The sequence below is a fragment of the Streptomyces sp. NPDC043896 genome (assembly GCF_056435605.1).
The window spans coordinates 1-21353 of the sequence record NZ_JBWKEE010000013.1 but is presented as its reverse complement, the minus strand read 5'-3'; the positions used below and the strand labels follow the sequence as shown (position 1 = coordinate 21353).

The 21353-nt window shown below is 73.6% G+C and carries 18 protein-coding genes; 9 read left to right on the top strand and 9 right to left on the bottom strand.

From position 1 onward, the window contains the following. Positions 1-3: 3 nt before the first annotated feature. A complete protein-coding gene (locus AC069X_RS19930; protein ID WP_478729922.1) occupies positions 4-1158 on the bottom strand; it encodes an acyl-CoA dehydrogenase family protein in 1155 nt (384 codons plus the stop codon). A 1-nt stretch (position 1159) separates the two neighbouring features. Beyond that, positions 1160-2353, bottom strand: coding sequence for an amidohydrolase family protein (locus AC069X_RS19925; RefSeq protein ID WP_478729921.1), 1194 nt, complete (start codon positions 2351-2353; stop codon positions 1160-1162). 165 nt (positions 2354-2518) lie between these two features. Here AC069X_RS19925 and AC069X_RS19920 point away from each other — a divergent pair, with 165 nt between their 5' ends. From AC069X_RS19920 to AC069X_RS19910, 3 genes are all read left to right on the top strand, one after another. Then, entirely contained in the window at positions 2519-4201 is a 1683-nt protein-coding gene (locus AC069X_RS19920) for a class I adenylate-forming enzyme family protein (protein WP_478729920.1), read from the top strand. 341 nt (positions 4202-4542) lie between these two features. After that, complete coding sequence (locus tag AC069X_RS19915) at positions 4543-4809, top strand: hypothetical protein (protein WP_478729919.1); 267 nt, start codon at positions 4543-4545, stop codon at positions 4807-4809. A gap of 219 nt (positions 4810-5028) precedes the next feature. Beyond that, on the top strand, positions 5029-6483 hold the full coding sequence (locus AC069X_RS19910) for a CHAP domain-containing protein (RefSeq protein WP_478729918.1): 1455 nt from the start codon (positions 5029-5031) through the stop codon (positions 6481-6483). A gap of 55 nt (positions 6484-6538) precedes the next feature. Here the strand turns inward: AC069X_RS19910 and AC069X_RS19905 are convergent, their stop codons facing one another. Both AC069X_RS19905 and AC069X_RS19900 read right to left on the bottom strand, forming a co-directional pair. Beyond that, positions 6539-7768 carry a zf-HC2 domain-containing protein gene (locus tag AC069X_RS19905; protein WP_478729917.1) on the bottom strand — a complete coding sequence of 410 codons (1230 nt, stop codon included), beginning with the start codon at positions 7766-7768 and terminating at the stop codon, positions 6539-6541. Next, positions 7765-8343: a sigma-70 family RNA polymerase sigma factor gene (locus AC069X_RS19900; RefSeq protein ID WP_478729916.1), complete on the bottom strand. Its 579-nt coding sequence runs from the start codon at positions 8341-8343 to the stop codon at positions 7765-7767. Before AC069X_RS19900 ends, AC069X_RS19905 begins: the two co-directional genes overlap by 4 nt. 279 nt (positions 8344-8622) lie before the next feature. On the opposite strand from AC069X_RS19900, the gene AC069X_RS19895 reads away from it, so the two are divergent. Both AC069X_RS19895 and AC069X_RS19890 read left to right on the top strand, forming a co-directional pair. Beyond that, entirely contained in the window at positions 8623-9138 is a 516-nt protein-coding gene (locus tag AC069X_RS19895; RefSeq protein WP_478729915.1) for an EF-hand domain-containing protein, read from the top strand. A gap of 111 nt (positions 9139-9249) precedes the next feature. Beyond that, positions 9250-10218, top strand: coding sequence for an Imm49 family immunity protein (locus tag AC069X_RS19890; protein WP_478729914.1), 969 nt, complete (start codon positions 9250-9252; stop codon positions 10216-10218). Between the two features lie 102 nt (positions 10219-10320). Here the strand turns inward: AC069X_RS19890 and purU are convergent, their stop codons facing one another. After that, positions 10321-11208 carry a formyltetrahydrofolate deformylase gene (gene purU / locus AC069X_RS19885; protein ID WP_478729913.1) on the bottom strand — a complete coding sequence of 296 codons (888 nt, stop codon included), beginning with the start codon at positions 11206-11208 and terminating at the stop codon, positions 10321-10323. A gap of 14 nt (positions 11209-11222) precedes the next feature. Further along, positions 11223-11669 (bottom strand): SCO4402 family protein, encoded by a 447-nt coding sequence (locus AC069X_RS19880; protein WP_478730091.1) that lies wholly within the window; start codon positions 11667-11669, stop codon positions 11223-11225. Between the two features lie 196 nt (positions 11670-11865). Between AC069X_RS19880 and AC069X_RS19875 the strand changes: the two genes are divergently transcribed. After that, complete coding sequence (locus AC069X_RS19875; protein WP_478729912.1) at positions 11866-13278, top strand: ABC transporter substrate-binding protein; 1413 nt, start codon at positions 11866-11868, stop codon at positions 13276-13278. 24 nt (positions 13279-13302) lie between these two features. On the opposite strand, the gene AC069X_RS19870 is transcribed toward AC069X_RS19875, so the two are convergent. Continuing rightward, complete coding sequence (locus tag AC069X_RS19870) at positions 13303-14931, bottom strand: hypothetical protein (protein ID WP_478729911.1); 1629 nt, start codon at positions 14929-14931, stop codon at positions 13303-13305. A gap of 79 nt (positions 14932-15010) precedes the next feature. After that, entirely contained in the window at positions 15011-16393 is a 1383-nt protein-coding gene (locus AC069X_RS19865) for a transcriptional regulator (RefSeq protein WP_478729910.1), read from the bottom strand. A gap of 214 nt (positions 16394-16607) precedes the next feature. Here AC069X_RS19865 and AC069X_RS19860 point away from each other — a divergent pair, with 214 nt between their 5' ends. The 3 genes from AC069X_RS19860 to AC069X_RS19850 all read left to right on the top strand — a co-directional run bounded on the left by AC069X_RS19860 (position 16608) and on the right by AC069X_RS19850 (position 19899). After that, positions 16608-17294, top strand: coding sequence for a bifunctional DNA primase/polymerase (locus AC069X_RS19860; protein ID WP_478730090.1), 687 nt, complete (start codon positions 16608-16610; stop codon positions 17292-17294). 134 nt (positions 17295-17428) lie between these two features. Then, a complete protein-coding gene (locus tag AC069X_RS19855; protein ID WP_478729909.1) occupies positions 17429-18262 on the top strand; it encodes an ABC transporter ATP-binding protein in 834 nt (277 codons plus the stop codon). Next, positions 18259-19899 carry a transporter gene (locus AC069X_RS19850; protein ID WP_478729908.1) on the top strand — a complete coding sequence of 547 codons (1641 nt, stop codon included), beginning with the start codon at positions 18259-18261 and terminating at the stop codon, positions 19897-19899. The genes AC069X_RS19855 and AC069X_RS19850 overlap by 4 nt, the downstream gene beginning before the upstream one ends. Positions 19900-20095: 196 nt before the next feature. Here AC069X_RS19850 and AC069X_RS19845 read toward each other — a convergent pair whose 3' ends face one another. Further along, the gene (locus AC069X_RS19845; protein ID WP_478729907.1) at positions 20096-20998 is read right to left on the bottom strand and encodes an alpha/beta fold hydrolase; all 903 of its coding nucleotides are present in this window, start codon (positions 20996-20998) and stop codon (positions 20096-20098) included. Positions 20999-21353: the final 355 nt, after the last annotated feature.

Genomic DNA, 21353 nt, shown 5'->3' with positions numbered 1-21353 from the left:
CCCTCACCGCCCCTTCGGGAGGCCGAGGATCCGCTCGGCCACGATGTCGTGCTGGATCTCGGAGGTGCCCGCCGCGATGGTGTACGAGAGCGAGGAGAGCCGCTCCGCCGTCCACTCCTCCTCCAGGGACAGGGAGTCCGCGCCCAGGACCGCCGCGGCCGCCTCGTACAGTTCCTGCCGCGCCTGCGAGTACGCCAGCTTGAAGACGCTGCCGCCCGCGCCCGGGACGCCGCCCGAGCCCTGCGCCTCGCTGACGTTCCACTGCGTGAGCCGCCACAGCGCGCCGAACTCCCCGTGGAGCCGGCCCAGCCACCGGCGCAGCACGGGGTCGTCCCAGCGGCCGTTCTCCCGCGCGGCCCGGGCCAGCCGGGTCAGGGTCCGCCGGCAGGCGACGACCTCGCCGACGAAGGCGGTGCCGCGCTCGAAGGACAGCGTCACCATCGTGACCCGCCAGCCGTCGTTCTCGGCGCCGACCCGGTTCGCGACCGGCACCCGGACCTCGTCCAGGAACACCTCCGCGAACTCCGCCGACCCCGCCAGGGTGCGCAGCGGCCGGACCGTGACGCCGGGCGCGTCCATCGGCATGGCCAGCCAGGAGATCCCCCGGTGCTTGGGGGCCGCCGGGTCGGTGCGCACGAGCAGCTCGCACCAGTCGGCGACCTCGGCGTGCGAGGTCCAGATCTTCGACCCGGTGACCACGTACGCGTCCCCGTCGCGCACCGCCCGCGTGCGCAGCGAGGCCAGGTCGGAGCCGGCGCCGGGCTCGCTGAAGCCCTGGCACCACACCTCGTCCCCCCGCAGTACCGGCGGCAGCCAGCGGGCCCGCTGCTCCGGGGTGCCTTCGGCGGCGATGGTCGGTCCCGCGTGCAGCAGGCCGACGAAGTTCGCGCCGACGTACGGGGCCCCCGCGCGCTCGGTCTCCTCCAGGAAGATCAGGTGCTGGGTCGGGGTGGCGCCCCGCCCGCCGGCGTCGACGGGCCAGTGCAGGCCCGCGTACCCGGCGTCGTACAGCCTGCGCTGCCAGCCGAGGTCGTAGGCGCGACGGCCCGGCCAGTCGTCGGGCGAGGGTTTGGCGGGCAGGTCGGGCAGCGTCTTGGCGAGCCATTCGCGCAGCCGGGCCCGGAAGTCCTCTTCCTCCTCGGTGTGGGCGAGGTCCATGTCAGACCAGGTCCAGGCCGAGCATGCGGATGGCGTTGCCGCGCATCAGCTTGTACACGGTCTCCTCGTCGAGGCCCTCGACGTGGTCGAGGGCGACCTCCTTGGTGTGCGGGAAGGTCGAGTCGACGTGCGGGTAGTCGGTCTCGAAGGTGGCGTTGTCGCGGCCGACGACGTCCAGCGAGGCGATGCCGTGCTTGTCGCGGAAGAAGCAGCAGAAGATCTGCCGGTAGTAGTACGTGGACGGCGGCTCGGGGATGAGGCCGCGGACCCCGCCCCAGGCGCGGTGCTCCCGCCAGACGTCGTCGGCGCGCTCCAGCGCGTACGGGATCCAGCCCATCTGGCCCTCGCTGTAGGCGAGCTTGAGCGCCGGGAACTTGACCAGCACGCCGCTGAAGAGGAAGTCCATCATCGAGGCCATGGCGTTGTTGAAGCTCAGCGAGGCCTGGACGGCGGGGGGTGCGTCGGGGGACGCGGCGGGCATCTGGGAGGAGGACCCGATGTGCATGTTGACGACCGTGCCGGTCTCCTGGCAGACGGCGAAGAAGGGGTCCCAGTACCCGGAGTGGATGGACGGCAGGCCGAGGTAGGTCGGGATCTCGGAGAAGGTGACGGCCCTGACCCCCCGGGCGGCGTTGCGGCGGATCTCGGCGACGGCGAGGTCGATGTCCCAGAGCGGGATGATGCACAGCGGGATCAGCCGGCCTGCGCTGTCGCCGCACCACTCCTCGACCATCCAGTCGTTGTACGCGCGGACGCAGGCCAGGGCCACTTCCTTGTCCTTGGCCTCGGCGAAGGTCTGCCCGCAGAAGCGCGGGAAGGTGGGGAAGCACAGGGAGGCCTCGACGTGGTTGAGGTCCATGTCGAGGAGCCGTGCCTTGGGGTCCCAGCAGCCGCGGCGCATCTCCTCCCGGGTGATGCCCTCCAGGGTCATGTCGTCGCGGTCGAAGCCGACGGCGGCGATGTTGCGCTTGTACGGGAACTTCAGGTCCTCGTAGATCCACCAGTCGGTCGGCGGGCCGTCGGGGTCCATGGAGATCACGTACTTGCCGCCGGTGTACTCCAGCTCCCCGATGCCGGCGGTGAGGGCCTTGGGGCCGCGGTCGCGGTACTTCGCGGGCAGCCACACGTCGAAGAGGTGGGCGGGCTCGATCACGTGGTCGTCGACGCTGATGATCCGAGGCAGTTCCAGTGCCATGCGCTCGCGCTCCTTCTCCCCAATCTGATGCATCGTCAGAAACAAGCTAGCCCCGCCACCCCTGGACCGACAAGCGCCGGAGCCCTACGCTCTGCCCTTGATCTGACCAACCGTCAGTTGATGCCCGGGCCGGCACCCGGCCGGCACGCCCTGGGGAGGTCCGCGATGACGACCACGGAAACGGCGGCGCCGGACGGCGCGCCGGACGAGGTGCCGGGCGAGACGCCGGCCGGCGTGACGGACGGCGTGACAAACGACGTGCCGGGCGACGTGCCGGGCGACCTGCCGGGCCGCGTGCCGGGCGACGTGACGGCCGTCGCCACGGAACTCGGCCGGTCCGCGACCCTCTGGGAGCTCATCGCCCGCCGGGCCGCCCTCACCCCCGCCGCCCCGGCGCTCATCGAGGCCGCCGAGGACCCCGCGGACGACCGCACCCTCACCTTCGGCGCCCTGCGCGACCGCGCCGAACGCGTCGCCGCGGGCCTCCACGGCATGGGCGTACGCCCCGGCACGGTCGTCGCCTGGCAGCTGCCGACCCGCATCGAGACCGTGCTGCTCTCGGCCGCCCTCGCCCGGCTCGGCGCCGTCCAGTCGCCCGTGATCCCCTTCTACCGCGACCGCGAGGTCGGCTTCGCGCTGCGCGAGTCCAAGGCGGAGTTCTTCGCCGTACCCGGCTTCTGGCGCGGCTTCGACCACACCGCGATGGCCGCCCGGCTCGGCGCCCGCGGGGTCTTCGAGGCGTACGGCCACCTCCCCGACGGCGACCCGGCCGTACTGCCCCCGCCGCCCGCCGACGGCACCTCCGTGCGCTGGATCTACTGGACCTCCGGCACCACCTCCGACCCCAAGGGCGTCCTGCACACCGACCGCTCCCTGATCGCGGGCGGCTCCTGCCTCGCCCACGCCCTGCGCCTGACCCCGGCCGACGTCGGCTCGATGGCCTTCCCGTACGCGCACATAGCCGGGCCGGACTACACGGTGATGCTGCTGCTGTACGGGTTCCCGGCGGTGCTCTTCGAGAAGTTCGCGATGCCGGACGCGCTGGAGGGCTACCGCCGCCACCGGGTCACCATCGCCGGCGGCTCCACCGCCTTCTACTCCATGTTCCTCGCCGAGCAGCGCAAGGACCCCTCGGTGAAGCTCCTCCCGAGCCTGCGGCTGCTGGCGGGCGGCGGCGCCCCCAAGCCCCCGGAGATCTACCACGCGGTGGTGCGGGAGCTGGGCTGCCGGCTCACCCACGGCTACGGCATGACCGAGGTCCCGATGATCACCATGGGCTCCCCGGACGACACCCCGGAGAACCTCGCCACCACCGAGGGCCGCCCCCCGGAGGGCATGTCCATCCGCATCACCGCACCCGACGGCACCGCGCTGCCCGCCGGCACCGACGGCGAGGTCCGGCTGCGCGGCGAGGCCGTCTGCCAGGGCTACCTGGGCGGCTCCGCCGACGCCTTCGACGCCGACGGCTACCTGATCACCGGCGACCTCGGCCACCTCACCGCTTCCGGCCATCTGGTCCTGACCGGACGCAGCAAGGACGTGATCATCCGCAAGGGCGAGAACATCTCCGCGAAGGAGATCGAGGACCTCCTCCACCAGCTGCCGGGCGTCGGCGACGCCGCCGTCATCGGCCTGCCGGACGAGGAGCGCGGCGAACGCGTCTGCGCCGTCGTCGAGCAGCCCCCCGGCGCCGCACCGCTCACCCTGCCGCAGGTCACGGCGTACCTGCGGGCGCAGGGGCTCTCCCCGCACAAGCTCCCCGAGCAGCTGGAACTCGTCGACGCGCTGCCCCGCAACGACGCCCTGCGCAAGGTGCTGAAGTACCGCCTGCGCGAGCGCTACAGCTGAACCGGGCCCGCGCCCGGGCCCGCGGCCCGGCCGCGCCCCCGGGCGGCGGGCGGCGGGCGGCGGGCGCCGGGCGGCACCAAGGTGACAGGCCTCTTGGTGCCGGTCCGGACACCTTCCCCGGGGCATGGCCGCCGAGCAGGATGGTGCCACCGGAACGGCGGCGGGCACGGAACCCGCAGCCGGGGCCACCGGGGCGACCCGCCCCCTGGAGCCCGGCCGTCCGCCTTCCGGATCCACCGCACCGGTCGTACGCCAGGGGGCACCGCCATGTCGAGAACCGCTCAGCTCACCCGAATCCGCACGGCCGCGGACCGCTCCTCCACCGGGTGGGACTGAGCGGCGTGCTCCTCGTCCGACTGCCCCTGATCAGTCACAGCGGGGCACCGGGTACGGAGAGCGGGGCGAGCCTCCTCCAGGACGCCCTCTGGGCCCACGCCGGACCGCAGCACGCCCTCGAACACGTCCGGGTCCGGCCCCTCCCCGGAGGGCTGAGCGTGGCCCTCTTCGTCCGGGCCGAGAACGACACCCGGGCCCACGAGAAGGCGCGCGCCCTCCTCACCGCCGTCCTCGGGACGGGCGCGGCCCGCCACTACTCCCTGGGCCCCTGACCCCCCGCCGACGCACCCGCGCCACCCCCTCCCGGCCCACCGCCCCGCCCGGGCACCCGGCCGCTGTCCGCGCAGGGCAGCCGTCCCACGGGCACCACGGTGCGCGCCCGCCCCTTCCGGCCCCGCCCACCCCTTCCGGCCCCGCCAGGCCCGCCCCGCCCCGCCAGGCCCGCCCGGCCCCGCCGCCCCGGGCCGCCCCGTCACCTTGGAGACCCCACCATGTCCGCGCGCCGTTCCTCCCGCACCCTCACCCTCGCCCTCACCTCCTTCGCCGCCGCCCCGCTGCTGGCCGTGTCCCTGCCCGCCGTCCCGGCGCAGGCCGAGTCGCAGACGGTCGCGTCCATCGCCCGGGCCCAGGTCGGCAACACCTGCGGCGACTACAACTGCCAGTACCCCGGCGCCTGGTGCGCGGAGTTCACCCGCTGGGTGTGGAACAGGGCCGGCGCGAACACCTCCGGCATCAGCGCGGCGGCCGTCAGCATCTACCAGTACGGCAAGAACAAGGGGACGCTGCACGGCAGCCCGCAGGTCGGTGACGCGGTCCTCTACGACAGGGACGGCAACCTCAACGACGGCGAGGCCGACCACGTCAACATCGTCGTCGCGGTCGACGGCGACAGCATCCAGACGGTCGGCGGGAACGAGAGCGGCGGCGTGCGCTTCCGCTCCTGGTTCAACTGGAAGACCAACTCCAGCCCGGTCGGAGCCGGTCGGGCGCTGGCTTTCATCGGCCCGTCCGGCCTGGCCGAGACCCCCTCGACACCCGTCAGCCAGGCCGGTGACGTCTTCCACGCCACCCGTCTCGTCGACGGCAGCTGGGAGGGCTTCGCTCCACTGAACGGCTTCGGCGGCGCGCCCTTCTTCAACGCCTCCCAGCACTCCATCGCCGCGACCCCGGACGGCTCCACGCAGACCCTGGCCACCGGCAACGACGGCAACCTGTACCACACCGCCCGCTACGCGGACCGCACCTGGACGGGCTGGTCGCCGCTGCCCGGCTTCGGCGGCGCCGCCGCGTTCGCCGCGAAGGACCAGGCGATGACGGGCATGGCCAGCGGTGACGCCCAGGTCATGGCGATCGGCAACGACGGCCGCATCTACCACAACGCCCGCTTCCTGAACGGCACGTGGCAGGGCTGGGCCCCCGTCGGCACCTGGCAGGCCAAGAAGATCGCCACGGCCGGCCTCGCCGACGGCAGCATGCAGACCCTCATCGTCGGCAACGACGGCAACGTCTACCACGCCATCCGTGCCGTCGACGGCACCTGGAGCAGCTGGAACGCCCTCCCCGGCGTCGGCAGCGCCGCCACCTTCCAGGCGGGCGACATCGCCATCGCCGGCCTGCCGGGCGGCGACACCCAGATGCTCGCCACCGGCAACGACGGGCTCGTCCACCACAACGTCCGCTCCGCCGACGGCTCCCTCCAGGGCTGGGCCAAGGTCGACGGCTACGGCGGCGCCCCCGGCTTCGCCGCGAGCAGCCTCGCCATCACCGGCATGCCGAACGGCGACACCCAGATGCTCGCCGTCGGCAACGACGGCAAGGCCTACCACGCCGCCCGCTACGCCGGCGGCTCCTGGCAGGGCTGGTGGGCCACCGGAATGGGCGCCCGGAAGGTCGCCATCGCAGGCCTCGGAGACGGCAGCGCCCAGATGCTCGCCAGCCGCAGCTGATCACCGCCACCCCGTACGCGGCTCCGCATGCCCGGAGCCGCGTACGGGCGTGTCCCTACAGCCTGCTCAGCGACGCCGCCGCGAAGAGCACGTCACGGATCGCCTCGCGGTCTCCGGTCTGGCCGACCGCCGCCTCCTCCGGGGAGATGTGCCCGGCGGCGAGCTGGCAGAACTCCAGCCCGTCCAGCGCGACTTCCGCCACCGTGTGCTCCCGCGAGGGCTTCGCCGCCGGGGAGTCCAGGGCGATGTCCCAGCCGCCCCCGCCCGCGCCCTCGATCTCCAGGTGCAGGGTCCGCCCCGGAGCGCCCGCCGCGACCAGGCCGCGCGCCGGTGCCGCCAGCCCCGAGCGGCGCCGGCCCGCCAGGGCGCCGGGCAGCAGCCGGGCGGCGAGGTCGATCATCCGGTGCAGGTGCGGGCCGGACGGCGGCTCGTACGGGTAGTCCACCGCCTCCGCGATGTCCCAGGCGTGCACCCAGCACTCGAAGGCCCGCTCCAGGAAGGCGTCGCCGAGCGGCAGCGCGAAACCCCCGTAGTCCACGGAGAGTTCGGCCACGCCCTGGCCCGCGAAGGACACGGTACGGACCAGCGTGTGCCCCTGCGCCCGCCACGGTTCGCGCACCCTGCGGGTCACGGGGTAGGCGGAGGAGCTCCAGAAGTGCTCGGTGCGGTCCGTGGGGCCGCCGCCCGGCGGCGCCCCGGAGCCCAGCGGGTCGTCCAGCCCGAGGGCCGTGGCGATCATCCCGTCCACCGTGAGCAGGTGCCCGATCACCCCCGCGACCGTGGTGCGGTGCGTGCGCCGGCGTTCCTCCTCGAACCACTTCAGCCGCACCGGGGTGTGCCACTCCGAGTCGCCGAAGTCCCGCAGCAGCGCGTCGAGCCGCGCGGTCTCGGTGTCGTACGGGTTCGCCCACACCGGTACGGGGATGCGCGCCGGGCGCTTGCCCAGGCAGTCCTCCAGCACCCGCGAACGCAGCAGCGGCTTGAGGTCGAGGCTCTCCTCCGGGTGCAGCAGCCCCACCGCGTCGCGCAGCCGCAGCGCCTCCTCGGCGCAGGGCGCGCATTCGGTGAGGTGGTCCTCGACGGCCTGGGTCTCCTCCGCGGAGCAGGCGGCGAGCGCCCACGCGCCGAGCAGGGACTTCAGCACGGCGTGCGAGGGCGGTGCGGGCGGCAGGGTCTCGGGGGCGTGCAGGTCGTCACCGGCCGTGCGGGGACCCGGTATCCGTGCGCGCCCGCCCGCATGCCGCTCGTACGCGTCGTCGGGGGTGTCTTCGGGGGGTCCGGTCATCGGGGCGTTCCGTATCCGCGTGGGCCGTATCCGGGCGGGGCGGTGTCCTCCCGGGGGAGGACGTTGGCGGTCGACAGCAGCTGGAGCCCCAGGCGCAGCCTGCGCCGCGCCTCGTCCTCGCTGATCTGGAGGTCGGCGGCGGCCTGGCGGTAGTCGCGGCGCTTGAAGTACGCCAGTTCCAGGGCGGCCCGCAGCGGTGCGGGCATGGAGGTGACGATGTAGTCCGCGCGGGCGGCCGCGTTGGCGCTGCGCACCTTCTGTTCGAGTTCCTCGCGCGAGCCCCGGCCCAGCTCGGCCTGGCGCAGCCGGGCCACGGCCTGGCCCTGGGTGATCCTGGCGACCCAGGAGCGCATGGAGCCCTGCTTGGGGTCGTAGGCGTCCGGGTTCTCCCAGATGTAGCCGAAGACCTCGCGGGTGACACGGTCGGCGGCCTTCTCGTCGCCGAGGACCCGGTGGGCCAGGCTGTGGACCAGCGAGGCGAAGCGGTCGTAGAGCTCTCCCAGTGCGGCGGCCTCGCCGCGGGCGAGACGCTGCTGCATGCGACGGTCCCAGCGCGGTGGAACGTCCTTCGTCATCATGCCTCCAGCCGTGTGTCGACCCGTCAAATGTAGTGCGCACCGGAGGGAACGCGCCGGTTTTGCGAGAACCTCCCCCCGGAAGCGGGACCTCCGTGCTAGGCCGCGCCTTGGCACACCCGTACGCGCCCCGGCGCGCTCCCCGTGCGCGGGTTCGATGCGGCCACCTCCTTGACCGCTTCGCTTAACGCGCAGGCCACGTAGGCCTTACGCTCCTGCCTGTCTTGATCTGAACCCCGACCACAGCCCCAACGCACACGTGAAGGCGGAACGCCGAACATGGACAGCGCAGAGTACGAGCGCAAGATCGCCGCCCGATTCGCCACCTTCGACCAGGACGGGTCCGGCTATATCGACCGGGAGGACTTCAGCACGGCGGCGAAGGCCGTGCTGGCCGAATTCGGTACGGCCGCACGCTCGGAGAAGGGCCAGGCCGTCTTCAACGGCGCCGAGGCGTTCTGGCAGGGAATGGCCGGGATCGCCGACGTGGCCGGCAACCAGCGCGTCTCCCGCGACGAGTTCGTCACCGGTGCGGCGAAGCGGCTGCGGGACAACCCGGAGCGGTTCGCCGAGATCGCCCGCCCGTTCCTGCACGCCGTGATCGCGGTCGCGGACGAGGACGGCGCGGGCCCGACCCCCTTGGCGGCGGCCCGCGTGCTGCGCGTCCTCGGCACCGACCCGGCGCTGGCCGCCCAGGTGGCGGCGGCCCTGGACCCGGACGGCGACGGCCGCATCTCGGAGGAAGAGATCCTGAAGGCCTTCGCCGGCTACTGCGGCGTCGACCCCGACGCCTGAGCCCGCCCGGCACCCGCCCGGGGCCTTGGGCCGTGTCCGGCCCCGGGCACTGTCCGAGCGCGCTGATAGCGTTCCGCGACCAGCCGGAACGATCACGGGAGGCGGCTCGGCATGCAGGACGTACGAGAAGTGGAACGGCACGCGGTGGGGGAGGAGCGGACGGCCCAGGCCCTCCAGGACGTCGTCCTGCTGACGTGGATGCACCACGGCCGCCTGGAATCCGACCCCTCCCCCGAGCGGTTGCGGAGCCTGTCCGGGGAGCTCCTCGACCACGTCGCCGCCCGCACCACCGAGGGCGGCCGGCTCGGCGAGGAGGCCCGCACCGCCCTGCACACCGCCGCGCAGTGCGCCCTCGGCGCCCTCTCCGTCGGCTGCTTCCCGAACGGCGACCAGGAGGTCCCGCTCCCGCTGATCGGCGAGACGCTCAGCAGCGAGGACCTCGACTTCCGGAGCTCCGTCACCTCGGCCCCCGACGCCCGGACCTGGCTCGACGCCTTCGAGACCAGCGTGGTCAGCGGCCTGGTGTGGGACTGGGGCAAGGCCGTCGGCCTGGTGCTGCGCAGCGACTACGCGCGCGCCGTCCGCGACGGGGTGCCGTACTCGCCCCACACCTCGCACTCGGAGCCCGCGGACCTCGCCGCGATGGACGCCCTGTGCGGCTACCTCACCGAGAGCACCAGTCACCTGCCCAGCGGCTGGCCGACCGTGCCCCTGTGCAAGCCGGACGCCGCCACGCGGGCCGCGGCGGCCGCCGGGCTGGACGCCGCCGGACCGCTCACCGCGGACCAGCGGCTGCTGCGCGTACTCCTCGACGACGACCGGACGGCCTTCGAGACGGCCCTCGCGGACCGCCTCACCGCCCACCGCGAGAGCGCGGCGGCCGAGGCCGATCCGGCGCCCCGGACCCTGCTGCCGCTGGGCCCGCTGGCCCTGGCCGCCCTCGCCGTCCAGACGCACCGGTGGGAGCCCGGCGTCCGCTCCGGCTACCTGCCGCCCGAGCTGCTGGGCTCCACCGACGCGATGGCCCTGGCCGACCGCACCCAGGTGAACCGGCTGGGCGGCTGGGTCGCCGCCGGCTAGGGGTGTCCGGCGGCGGATCAGGGGCGGCTCGGCCATGATCCGCCGGACACCCCCTGGTCGCACCCGGGGCACGCCCGCGGGCGTGCCCCGGCACGGCGCGGGCTACGCGAAGACGACGGTGCGCGAGCCGTTGAGCAGCACCCGGTGCTCGCTGTGCCACTTCACGGCCCGTGCCAGCGCCTGGCACTCCACGTCGCGCCCGATGGCGACCAGCTGGTCCGGGGTGACCTCGTGGCCGACCCGCTCGACCTCCTGCTCGATGATCGGGCCCTCGTCGAGGTCAGCCGTCACGTAGTGGGCGGTGGCGCCGATCAGCTTCACACCGCGCGCGTGCGCCTGGTGGTACGGCTTCGCGCCCTTGAAGCTCGGCAGGAAGGAGTGGTGGATGTTGATGATCCGCCCGCTCAGCTCCTTGCACAGGGTGTCCGACAGCACCTGCATGTACCGGGCGAGCACCACCAGCTCGACGTTCTGCTCGCGCACCAGCTCCAGCAGCCGCGCCTCCGCGTCCGCCTTGGTCTCCTTGGTGACCGGGATGTGCACGAACGGGATGTCGTAGGTGCCGACCAGCTCGGCGAAGTCGGTGTGGTTCGAGACCACCGCCGCGATCTCCACGGGCAGCGCGCCGATCCGGGAGCGGAACAGCAGGTCGTTCAGGCAGTGCCCGAACTTCGACACCATCAGCACGATCCGCATCCGCTCGTCCGAGCGGTGGATCTGCCAGTCCATCCGGAAGGAGTCCCCGATCGCGGCGAAGCTCGCGCGCAGCTTCTCCAGCGTCACCGCGGCCTCGGCCTCGAAGTGCACCCGCATGAAGAAGAGTCCGGTCTCCCGGTCTCCGAACTGCTGGCTGTCCACGATGTTGCAGCCGGTCATGAAGAGGTAGCTCGACACGGCGTGGACGATGCCCTGCTTGTCGGGGCAGGAGACGGTCAGGACGTACTGGGCCTGGGCCGGAGCTGCGGCCTTGGGCTGTGGGTGTGCGCTCATGACGGCACAGCCTTTCACACCACGCGGGTCAGCGTTTTCAGCACGTCGACCGAGCTCGGCCGCTCGTCCGGGTCCTCCCCGTCCGCCACCGACATCCGTACGTGCGCCTCGCGCGCCGCCCGGACGGCGTCGGGCCAGTCCTGGTGCCCGAGGTACGCGGCCACGGGCGCGTCGGGGCCGACCTGGTGCAGGATCCGCAGCACGCGCAGCACGGCGTGGTCGACGAGGGCCGCTTCCTGGGCGTCGCGGAAGATCGTGCCGATGTACTTGTCGGCGGACCAGCTGTCGAGCCAGGTGTCCTCGACGAGCCGGTACACGGCGTCGGTGACGTCGCCGTACCCTTCGGCGCCCGCCAGCCAGACCTCCTGCTGGAAGACCGGGTCGGAAAGCATGTGCAGCGCCGAGCGCACGTTGCCGCGCCAGCGCCACCACGGCATGTCGTTGAGGGGCATGCCGCCCATGGTGGAGGAGCGGCCGCCGCGGCGGGAAGAGTTCTTCGAACCTTGGGCGAATGTCACGCTTTCGATCGTACGTTCCCCCGTGGTGCGATCTTGAAGCACCTGCGGGTGACCCGGCCCCCGCAATTCACCTGGGCGTCACCGTTTGTTGTGTCCATCTCATCGCCGAGTTACCCGCGGGGCGGAAGGGTCGGTGGACATGACCAATCACCGACGCGCAACTCCCCTGTCCCGCCTGCTCATTGCCACGGCGACAGGCGCGTGTCTCATCACCGCGTGCGGGGTGGTCCCCGGTGGCTCGGGGGGCTCCGGGGACACCCTCACGGTCATGACCTTCGCACCCATGGAAACCAAGGCGACCAACATGCCCGGTATGCCCGGCATGGCCAAGGCGTACGAGCGCTGGGTGAACGCCAACGGCGGCATAAAGGGCCGCAAACTGCGCGTCATCACCTGCAACGAGAAGAACACCCCCACCGGCGCCGCCGACTGCGCCCGCAAGGCCATCACCGAGAAGGCCGCGGCGGTCGTCGGCTCCTACAGCCAGCACGGGCGCGCCTTCATGGCCCCGCTGGAGGCCGAGGGGATCCCGTTCATCGGCGGCTACGGGGTGTCCCCGGAGGAGTTCCAGAGCACCCTGTCCTACCCCGTCAACGGCGGCCAGCCCGCACTGCTCGCCGGAGCCGGCCACCAGCTCGGCAAGGCCTGCTCCCAGGTCTCCCTGGTCCGCCCGGACACCCTCGCGGGCGACACCATGCCGGTCCTGCTCAACGCGGGCCTCAAGGCCAACGGCATGCCGGAGGCCTCCGACATCCGCGCCGCCGAGGACTCCGCCGACTTCAAGCCGCAGGCCCGCGAGGCGCTGAGCGGCGCCCCCTCCGCCGCCCCCGGCAGCACCCCGGCCACGACCCCCGCGACCACCACCCCGGCCACCACCCCGCCGACCGCGCCCGCCGCCAAGGACCCGAAGGCGGCGAAGACCCCGGCCGCCGACCCGGCGAAGGACGCCCCCAAGGAGCCCGGCAAGGACCGGAGCTGCGTGACGGCCGTCCTCGGCGAGCGCACCGAGATCTTCTTCGACGCCTTCCGCCGCGTCGACAACCAGCGCAGGACGCAGATCTCCTCCGTCCTCGGCAGCATCAGCCAGGCCCTCGTCGACCGCACCGGCGGCAAGGAGAGCCCCTTCGAGGGCGCCTACGTCACCAGCTGGTACCCCGTGTCGACCGACCCGCTGTGGGCGCCGATGCGCAAGGTGATCAGCGAGCAGGCCTTCGGCGACGACCACGTGGACCCCGACGACAGCGGGGCCCAGACCACCTGGATCGCGTACAGCGTCCTCAACCAGATCGTCCAGCGGTTCGAGAGCGACGAGGAGATCACCGGCCGCAAGCTGACCCGCGCCCTCAACCAGTCCCCTGGCGTCCAGACCGGCAACCTCACCCCCGAGCTCAGCTGGCGCTACCAGGACATGCGCGCCGTGGCCGGGTTCCCGCGCCTGGTCAACGGCCGGGTCAGCTTCCAGACCGTGCAGTCCGGCCGGCTCGTCGCCCAGGTCGGCGAGCAGAATCTCGACATGACCCCGACCCTGGAGCAGGCCCCCCGCTCGGCCTGACCGCCCGGGCGGGGCGGCCCGGCGTCACAGCTGGGTCTTGTCCCGCTTCGTGAGGCCGTACTTGGCGGCGATCGTGTTCCACATGGTCGCCGCCGACTCCTTCGCCCTGGTGGCCTCGGCGCTGGACCTGTTGCCGTCCTGCGCGTCGTCCGTCACCTTGGCCTTGCCGTCCCGGTCGTCCTTGTCGTCCTTGTCGTCCTTGCAGGCGCCCTTGTCGCGGCTCACGTCGTCCGCCCAGGCCGCGTAGCTGTTGTCGGCGTCCGCGGACGCCTTCCAGGCCTTGGTCAGCGCGGCCGACAGACGGGCGTTGTTCGGGAGCAGGTCGATCTTGAGCTCCTGGAGCCGGGTGACCAGCCCCTCGCGCTGCCGGGCGGCCTCGCGCAGGTCCTGGGCCGCCTGGCCCAGGTTCCTGCAGTCCTTGATGTCGTCCACGGCCTTGATCACCGTGGTCCGGCTGTCGCTGGCGTCCGCGAGCAGCTTGTCGAGCTGGACGGCCTGCGGGCGGGCCGGGTCCACCGCCTCCCCGCCGGGTGCCGCACCCGAATTGGCGGAACCGCTGGCGGCGGGGGCCACCGCGCCCGGGTCGGTGTTCTGCGCCTTGCCGTCGCTGAGCATGGCGCCCACCCCGAGCCCGGCCACGACCAGCCCGAAGACGGCCGCCGCGATGACGGCGGGCGGGATCCGGCGCGCGGGCGCCGGCGGCGGGGGCGCGTACTGCTGGGCCTGCTGCGGCGGCTGGGGCTGCTGGGCGGGGTGCGGCTGCCGGGCGGACCGGCGGGGCCCGTACTGCTGCGGCGGCGGGGTCCGGCGGGGGCCCGGGTCCTGGACCGGCGGCAGCTGCTGGGTGTGCCCGGCGGCACCGGCGTCGCCGTCGGCCCGGAACAGCGCGTCGAAGCCCTCGGCGGCACCCGCCGCCGGGGCCGCACCGCCGGGGACGGGCGGGATGTACTGCGTCGCCGCCTCGGCCGCGGCGGCCGGGACCTGGGCCATGTGCTGCGTGGCCTGCTCGTGCAGACCGGCGGCCGCGACGGGCGGGATGTACTGGGTCGCCGCGTCGTCGGCGCCCGCCGGGACCGGGGCGATGTACTGGGTCGCCTGCTCGTACGGGGCCGCCTGGACCTGCGGGACGTACTGGGTCGCCTGCTCGTGGAGCTCCCCCGGACCCGCCGGGACCGGGGCGATGTACTGGGTCGCCTGCTCGTGCGCGGCCGCCGGGACCTGCGGGACGTACTGGGTCGCCTGCTCGTGCGCGGCCGCTTGGACCTGCGGGACGTACTGGGTCGCCTGCTCGTGCTCCGCCGCCCGCACCGGCGGGATGTACTGCGTCGCCGCGTCCGGCAGCGGCGGGTAGCCGTAGCCGTGCGGGTCCCCCGGCCCCTCGAAGCCGGGGCCGACCACGTGGCCGGCCGGCGGCGGATACCCGTACGCGGGCTGCCCGGACTGCGGCGGCGGCTCGTACGCGGAGTCGTACGGACCGGAGTACTCCTGCCCCGCCTGCGGGTCCTGCCCGGGCGGGAAACCGTACGACGGCGGCGTGCCCCAGGCCTCCCCGGCCTGCGGCCCGGGCTGCTGCGGGTAGCCGGGAGCCGGCGCCGGCTGTGCCTGATGCGGCGTCCCGGGCTGGGGGACGCCCCCTTGTCCGTTCTCCGTCACCGGGACTCCTTCTGCCTTCTCCGACTCGTCCGAATGCACGGAACGTCGGATCACGCTACCCGGTCACGCCGTGATCACGTCAGGCCGCCCGAACCTCCAGCCTCGCCCCGAACTCCCTCACCGCCGGTTCCTCCCGGAACGGCTCCAGCCGCGCCCGGAAGTCGTCCAGGTACTCCGCGCCCCGCCGCGAGCGCAGCGAACCCAGCAGCTCGGCGGCGTTCGTCGCCGTCTGGCAGGCCTGCTCCACCTCCCGCTGCTGCACCTGCGACGCCGCCAGCAGCAGCAGCCCGATGGCCCGGCGGCGCGCCTTCGCCGCCGGCAGGTGCCGCAGGGCCTCCTCGGCACGCCTGCCCGCCGCGTCGGCCTGCCCCAGGTCCCGGTGGCAGTGGGCCAGTTCGTCCGCCAGGTAGGCCTGGTCGAAGTGCCGGATCCACACCGGGTCGTCCCCCGACTCCGGCTCGGCCCGCTCCAGCGCCGTCACCGCCCGCCCCGACAGCACCCCCGCGGCCCGGGCGTCCCCGAGCAGCGCGTGCCCGCGCGCCTCGGCGGCGTAGAACATCGCCTCCACCCGCGGAGTGACCTGCCCGCGCGTGCCCTCCTGCGCGGCCCGGGCCAGCTGCGCGATCTCCCTCGGGTTCCCGAGCTCGGCGGCGAGGTGGCTCATCGACGCGGCCAGTACGTAGCCCCCGTACGCCCGGTCGCCCGCCGCCTGCGCCATCCGCAGGGCCTGGATGTAGTACCGCTGGGCCAGACCCGGCTGACCGGTGTCGACCGCCATGTACCCGGCGAGTTCCGTGAGCCGGGCCACCGCCGCGAACAGCGCCCGCCCGACCGGCTCCCGGTACGAGCCCGCGATCAGCCCCGACACCACGGAGTTCAGGTAGTGCACCACCACCGGCCGCACGTGCCCGCTGCCGAACCGGTGGTCGAGTTCGGTCAGGGCCTCGGTGGTCGCCCGCACCGCCTCCACGTCCGACATCCCGACGCGCGCGCCGCCGCTGCGCGCCACCTGCGGGTCGGCGCCGGTGATCAGCCAGTCCCGGCTCGGCTCGACCAGGGCGGAGGCCGCCACGCTCGACCCGGACAGGAAGTCGCGGCGCCCCACGTCGCTGCGCCACAGCTCGCAGACCTGCTCGATGGCTCCGATGACGGTCGGGGAGAACTGCAGGCCCACGCCGGAGGCGAGGTTCTTCCCGTTGGCCATGCCGATCTCGTCGATGGTGACGGTCCGGCCCAGTTTGCGGCCGAGGGCCTCGGCGATGATCCCCGGCGCCCGGCCGCGCGGCTGCTGGCCGCGCAGCCAGCGGGCCACCGAGGTCTTGTCGTAGCGGAGGTCGAGGCCGTGCTCGGCCCCGCACATGTTGACGCGCCGTGCGAGCCCGGCGTTGGAGCACCCGGCTTCCTGGATGAGCGCCTGCAACCGTTCGTTCGGCTGACGCGCTACGAGAGGCCTGGCTGCCATGAAAACCCCCAAAGGCCGCGGGTGATCGTTGGAATGATCAGTTCCCGCCTGAAGTGCCGAGAATCTTCCGCTCTGCGACGTGTCGTTACCCAACGACCGCGCCCCGGCCTCCCACGCGCCCCCGCCCATGCACCCGTGCGCCCCGTATGCAGGATCGATGCAGCGCCCACCGGCTGGTTTACGCCCGTAACCCGCCGTGACCCGCGCAGTTGTGATGGGCGTGGAAGAGACCATCACAGTCACGGAAGCCGCGCCCATCCCCCAGCAGCGCGGGGATCAGCTGCTGGACCATGCCGTGCGGTACGTGGAAGAACGGCACTGGGACGTCTTCGCCGGCACGTGGCTGGAGCCCGGCGACGGCCGGGAGGTGTGCTCCTGCGGAGCGGCGGACTGCCCCGCGCCCGGCGCGCACCCGGCGGTCAAGGACTGGCAGTCGCTGGCCTCGGGCAGCGCGGTGGGCGTGCGGCGGATCTGGGGCAAGCACCCCGGCGCCTCGATCCTGATGCCGACGGGCCGTACCTTCGACGCCCTCGACGTACCGGAATCCGCCGGGTTCCTGGCCCTGGCGCGGCTGGAGCGCACCGAACGCACGCTGGGGCCGGTCGCGCTGACCCCCGACCACCGGATGCTGTTCTTCGTCCTGCCGGGCGCCGGGGCGAAGGTGCCGGACCTGGTGCGCAAGCTGGGCTGGCTGCCGCACGCCATCGACCTCGTCACGCGGGGCGAGGGCCAGTACGTGGCCGCCCCGCCGACCCGCTTCGGCGGCAAGGGTCCGGTGCAGTGGGCCCGCAAGCCCACGCCGGCGAACCGCTGGCTGCCGGACACCGAGGAGCTCATCGACGCCCTCGCGTACGCCTGCGGCAGCGAGGCGGCCGCGGCCCGGAGCCGCCGCAAGGCGTGACCTGCGGATTCTCCGTCCGCGGCCGCTGACGGATGTGTCCGCAAGTTCATGACATTCGTAACTGCTGCCGCCTCCTCCCTTCCTCCTATTGTGAGGAAAGTACGACCACGGGGAACAGGACGAGAGGCAGGCGCATGCCGGACCAGGGTTATGCGGCGGGCGGTACGGGCGGTACGGGTGGGGGCGCGCGACCCGCGCAGCCCGTGGCCGCCGTACGGGTAGAGGGACTGTGGAAGCGGTTCGGCGAGCAAGTGGCCGTCGGGGGAATCGACCTGGAGCTGCCGGCCGGCCGCTTCGTCGGACTCGTCGGACCGAACGGCGCCGGGAAGACGACCACGCTGTCCATGGTGACCGGGCTGCTGCGCCCGGACATGGGCCGGGTGATCGTCGCCGGGCACGACGTGTGGACCGACCCGGTCGAGGTGAAGTCCCGCATCGGCGTCCTGCCCGAGGGGCTGCGCATGTTCGAACGGCTCTCGGGCCGTGAACTCCTCGGCTACATGGGCCGGCTGCGCGGGCTGCCGGGCGAGGAGACCGACAAGCGGGCCACCCAGCTGCTGGACGTGCTGGACCTCGCGGGCTCCCAGCACAAGCTGGTCGTCGACTACTCCACGGGCATGCGCAAGAAGATCGGCCTCGCCGCCGCCCTGCTGCACAACCCCGAAGTCCTCTTCCTGGACGAGCCGTTCGAAGGCGTGGACCCGGTGTCGGCGCAGACCATCCGCGGCGTGCTGGAGCGTTACACCGCCTCCGGCGCCACCGTCGTCTTCTCCTCCCACGTGATGGAGCTCGTCGAGTCGCTCTGCGACTGGGTGGCCGTCATGGCGGGCGGACAGATCCGCGCCGCCGGCCCGCTGGCCGACGTACGCGGCTCCGCGCCCTCCCTGCAGGCCGCCTTCCTCGAACTCGTCGGCGCCCGCGACCAGGCCGCCGGTGACTCCCTCGACTGGCTCGGCGGCGCACGATGACCGCCACCGCCACCGCCGCCAACACCACGGCCACCGGGGCGTCCGGGGCGTCCGTCACCTCGCTGTTCGTGCGGCTGAAGCTCTCCCTGATACGCAACGGCCTCAAGGGCTCCTCGAAGCGCAAGGCCGTCTGGATCACCAGCCTGGTGATCTCGCTGCTGTTCTCCCTGTTCGTCACCCTGTGCCTGGCCATGCTCCACGGCCACGTCCACGCCGGCACGGTGGTCGTCCTGCTCGGCGCGATCCTCGCGCTCAGCTGGACCGTGATGCCGCTCTTCTTCCCCACCGGGGACGAGACGCTCGACCCGAGCCGGCTGGTGATGCTGCCGCTGCGCCCGCGTCCGCTCGTACGGGCCCTGCTGGCCTCCTCGCTGATCGGCACCGGCCCGCTGTTCACGCTGTGCATCGCCGCCGGCTCGGTGGCCGCGGTCGTGCACGGCCCGGCCGGCATCACCGCGGCCGTGCTCGGCGCCCCCCTCCTGCTGCTGGGCTGCGTGGCGCTCGCCCGCGCCGTCGCCACGGCGAACGTACGGCTGCTGTCCAGCCGCAAGGGACGCGACCTCGCGGTGCTCAGCGGCCTGCTGATCGCGATCGGCGCCCAGTTCGTCAACTTCGCCAGCCAGAGCCTGTTCAAGCAGGGCGGCCTGGCCGCGCTGGAGCCGGTCGAGGCGGTCGTGCGCTGGCTGCCGCCGGCGACGGCCGTCGGGATGGTGGACTCCGCGAGCAGGGGCTCGTACGGCGTGGCCGCCGCGCAGCTCGCGCTGACCCTGGCGGCCCTGGTGGCCCTCCTGTGGTTCTGGGAGCGCAGCCTGACCAGCCTGATGGTCACCCCCGACGGTTCGACCCTCGCGGCCGCGAAGCCGGAGAAGGACCGGAACGGCGCGGGCGGCTTCTGGTCGCTGCTCCCCGGCGGGCGCACCGGCGCGGTCATGCAGCGCACCCTGCGCTACGCCGTCCGCGACCCGAAGACGAAGTCCGCGTGGGTGTCGGCGCTGGCGGTCGGCGCGATCGTGCCCGTCTTCAACGCCCTCCAGGGAACGGGCTCGGTCTACCTGGCCTGCTTCGGCGCGGGGATGCTCGGCCTCCAGATGTACAACCAGTTCGGGCAGGACACCTCCGCGTTCTGGATGGTCGCCCAGACCATCTCCACGCCGGCCGACGCGTACGGGGAACTGCGCGCCCGGGCGGGCGCGCTGGCCCTGGTCACCGTCCCGTACACGATCCTGGTCACGGTGGCCACCGCCGCCCTGGTGGGCGACTGGGCCAGCCTCCCGGCCGCCCTGGGCCTGGGGCTGGCCCTGCTGGGGTCGATGCTGTGCACGGGCGCGCTGGCCTCGGCGCACTTCGCGTACTCCATCCCGACGGAGGGCGCGTTCAAGAACGTCGCCCCGGGCCAGGCGGGCCTGGCCTGGATGGGCCTCGCCGGCGGCATGGTGTCGTCCGCGGTGATCTGCTCCCCGGTGATCGCCCTGACGGTGTACATCAGCCTGGCGGACGACCCGGGCGTCCTGGGCCTGCTGGCCCTCCCGATCGGCGTCGCGTGGGGCGTCCTCGCCACCTGGGCGGGCCTGCGCCTGGCGGCCCCGGCGGTCGCCCGGAAGCTCCCGGAGATCCTGGCGGCGGTCAGCAAGGGCTGACCCGCCTCCACGCCGCCGCGGGGGGGGGGGGGGGGGGGGGGGGGGGGGACCCCCCCCCCCCCCCCCCCCCCGCGGCCGTTCCGGGCCCTGACGGCCCCCCGCGAAGGCGGCGAGGGCCCGGGCGGTGTCCCCGGGCAGACGGGCCGAAGCCGCCGGCGGCAGGGCGGTACGCAGCCCGCGTGGACGGCGGTCGCCCCTACGACACGGCGACTCCCTCCAGGAAGGGCTCCAGGGCGGCGCGGAGGGCGGCCGGCTGGTCGTAGTGGACGTAGTGCCCGGCGTCCGGGATCTCGGCGTACTGGCCGGCCGGGAGGACGCGGACCATCTCCTGGGCCTCCGCCCGGCCCAGCTCGCCGTCCAGGCCGCGCACGACGAGGGTGGGGCAGCGGACCTGGGCCAGTTCCTCCCAGTGCGCGTCGTGCACCCAGGTCTCGCGGACGGTCAGCATCTGGCTGCGGGAGAAGAGCGGGCGCCAGCCGTCCGGCGCCTCGTGCATCACCTCGGCGAAGAAGGCGCCCCGGCCGGGGTCGGGGCGCTCCACGCGGGGGTCGTCCTCGCCGAACCAGCGGCGGGCGGCGTCCTGCGTGGGGAAGGGCAGCGGCCAGCGGCCGAACCACTCCTGCCACTCCTGCTGCGAGGCCTCGCCCAGCGCGGAGGCCCGCATGTCGCAGATGACCAGGGCCTGGACCAGCTCGGGGCGGCGGGCGGCGAGCTGCCAGCCGGTGAGGGCGCCCATGGAGTGGCCGATCAGCACGACGGGGCCGAGGCCGAGCTGCTCGATGACGGCCTCGGCGTCGGCGACGAAGGCCTCGCGGCCCAGGGGCGCGGGCCGGGCGGCGTCCGGGCCGGGGGCGGGCACCGAGGCCGGGGCGTGTCCGGTCGCGGGGTGGCTGCTGTGGCCGTGCCCGCGCTGGTCGAGGGCGATGACGCGGTGGTGCTCGCCCAGCCAGCGCGCGGTGCCGGCCCAGTGGAGGGCGCGGCCCATCAGGCCGTGCAGTAACAGGACGGCCGGTTTCCGGGGCTCCGCGGGCGGCTCCCGGAACTCCCAGGCGGCCAGGCGTACGCCGTCGGCACCTGTGACATCGATGCGCTGTACCACCGGAGATGCACCCCCTTCGCTCCCGGCCAGACTATCGAACCCGCATTCGAAAACGGGCGTCTCGCCGGCAACACCGCTCTTTCGAGTGACCTTGCTCAAGGATTGGCCGCCGCTGCCGATGGAGATCCTTTCAACAGGGAGGCGGGCCGCTCGGGGAAGACGGTCCGAAGGGGATGACCTTGAGAGCTCGGGGCTCCAGGTCAGCAAGGGGAGGATCGGTCCCGGGGCCCTTGGGGGCCGGGGCCGCCCCTCTTCCCCCCCCCCCCCTCCCGCCTGGGGCAAAACCCCCCACCCCCCCCCGAACCCCCCCCCACCACCCCCCCGGGGTCCCCCCGGTGTGTCCCCCTGGCGCGTC

What these genes read in the sequence shown, in the direction of transcription:
- AC069X_RS19930 (WP_478729922.1), bottom strand. Translation starts at nt 1,158, where the DNA reads ATGGACCTCGCCCACACCGAGGAGGAAGAGGACTTCCGGGCCCGGCTG.
- AC069X_RS19925 (WP_478729921.1), bottom strand. Translation starts at nt 2,353, where the DNA reads ATGGCACTGGAACTGCCTCGGATCATCAGCGTCGACGACCACGTGATC.
- AC069X_RS19920 (WP_478729920.1), top strand. Translation starts at nt 2,519, where the DNA reads ATGACGACCACGGAAACGGCGGCGCCGGACGGCGCGCCGGACGAGGTG.
- AC069X_RS19910 (WP_478729918.1), top strand. Translation starts at nt 5,029, where the DNA reads ATGTCCGCGCGCCGTTCCTCCCGCACCCTCACCCTCGCCCTCACCTCC.
- AC069X_RS19905 (WP_478729917.1), bottom strand. Translation starts at nt 7,768, where the DNA reads ATGACCGGACCCCCCGAAGACACCCCCGACGACGCGTACGAGCGGCAT.
- AC069X_RS19900 (WP_478729916.1), bottom strand. Translation starts at nt 8,343, where the DNA reads ATGACGAAGGACGTTCCACCGCGCTGGGACCGTCGCATGCAGCAGCGT.
- AC069X_RS19895 (WP_478729915.1), top strand. Translation starts at nt 8,623, where the DNA reads ATGGACAGCGCAGAGTACGAGCGCAAGATCGCCGCCCGATTCGCCACC.
- AC069X_RS19890 (WP_478729914.1), top strand. Translation starts at nt 9,250, where the DNA reads ATGCAGGACGTACGAGAAGTGGAACGGCACGCGGTGGGGGAGGAGCGG.
- purU (WP_478729913.1), bottom strand. Translation starts at nt 11,208, where the DNA reads ATGAGCGCACACCCACAGCCCAAGGCCGCAGCTCCGGCCCAGGCCCAG.
- AC069X_RS19880 (WP_478730091.1), bottom strand. Translation starts at nt 11,669, where the DNA reads ATGGGCGGCATGCCCCTCAACGACATGCCGTGGTGGCGCTGGCGCGGC.
- AC069X_RS19875 (WP_478729912.1), top strand. Translation starts at nt 11,866, where the DNA reads ATGACCAATCACCGACGCGCAACTCCCCTGTCCCGCCTGCTCATTGCC.
- AC069X_RS19865 (WP_478729910.1), bottom strand. Translation starts at nt 16,393, where the DNA reads ATGGCAGCCAGGCCTCTCGTAGCGCGTCAGCCGAACGAACGGTTGCAG.
- AC069X_RS19860 (WP_478730090.1), top strand. Translation starts at nt 16,608, where the DNA reads ATGGGCGTGGAAGAGACCATCACAGTCACGGAAGCCGCGCCCATCCCC.
- AC069X_RS19855 (WP_478729909.1), top strand. Translation starts at nt 17,429, where the DNA reads ATGCCGGACCAGGGTTATGCGGCGGGCGGTACGGGCGGTACGGGTGGG.
- AC069X_RS19850 (WP_478729908.1), top strand. Translation starts at nt 18,259, where the DNA reads ATGACCGCCACCGCCACCGCCGCCAACACCACGGCCACCGGGGCGTCC.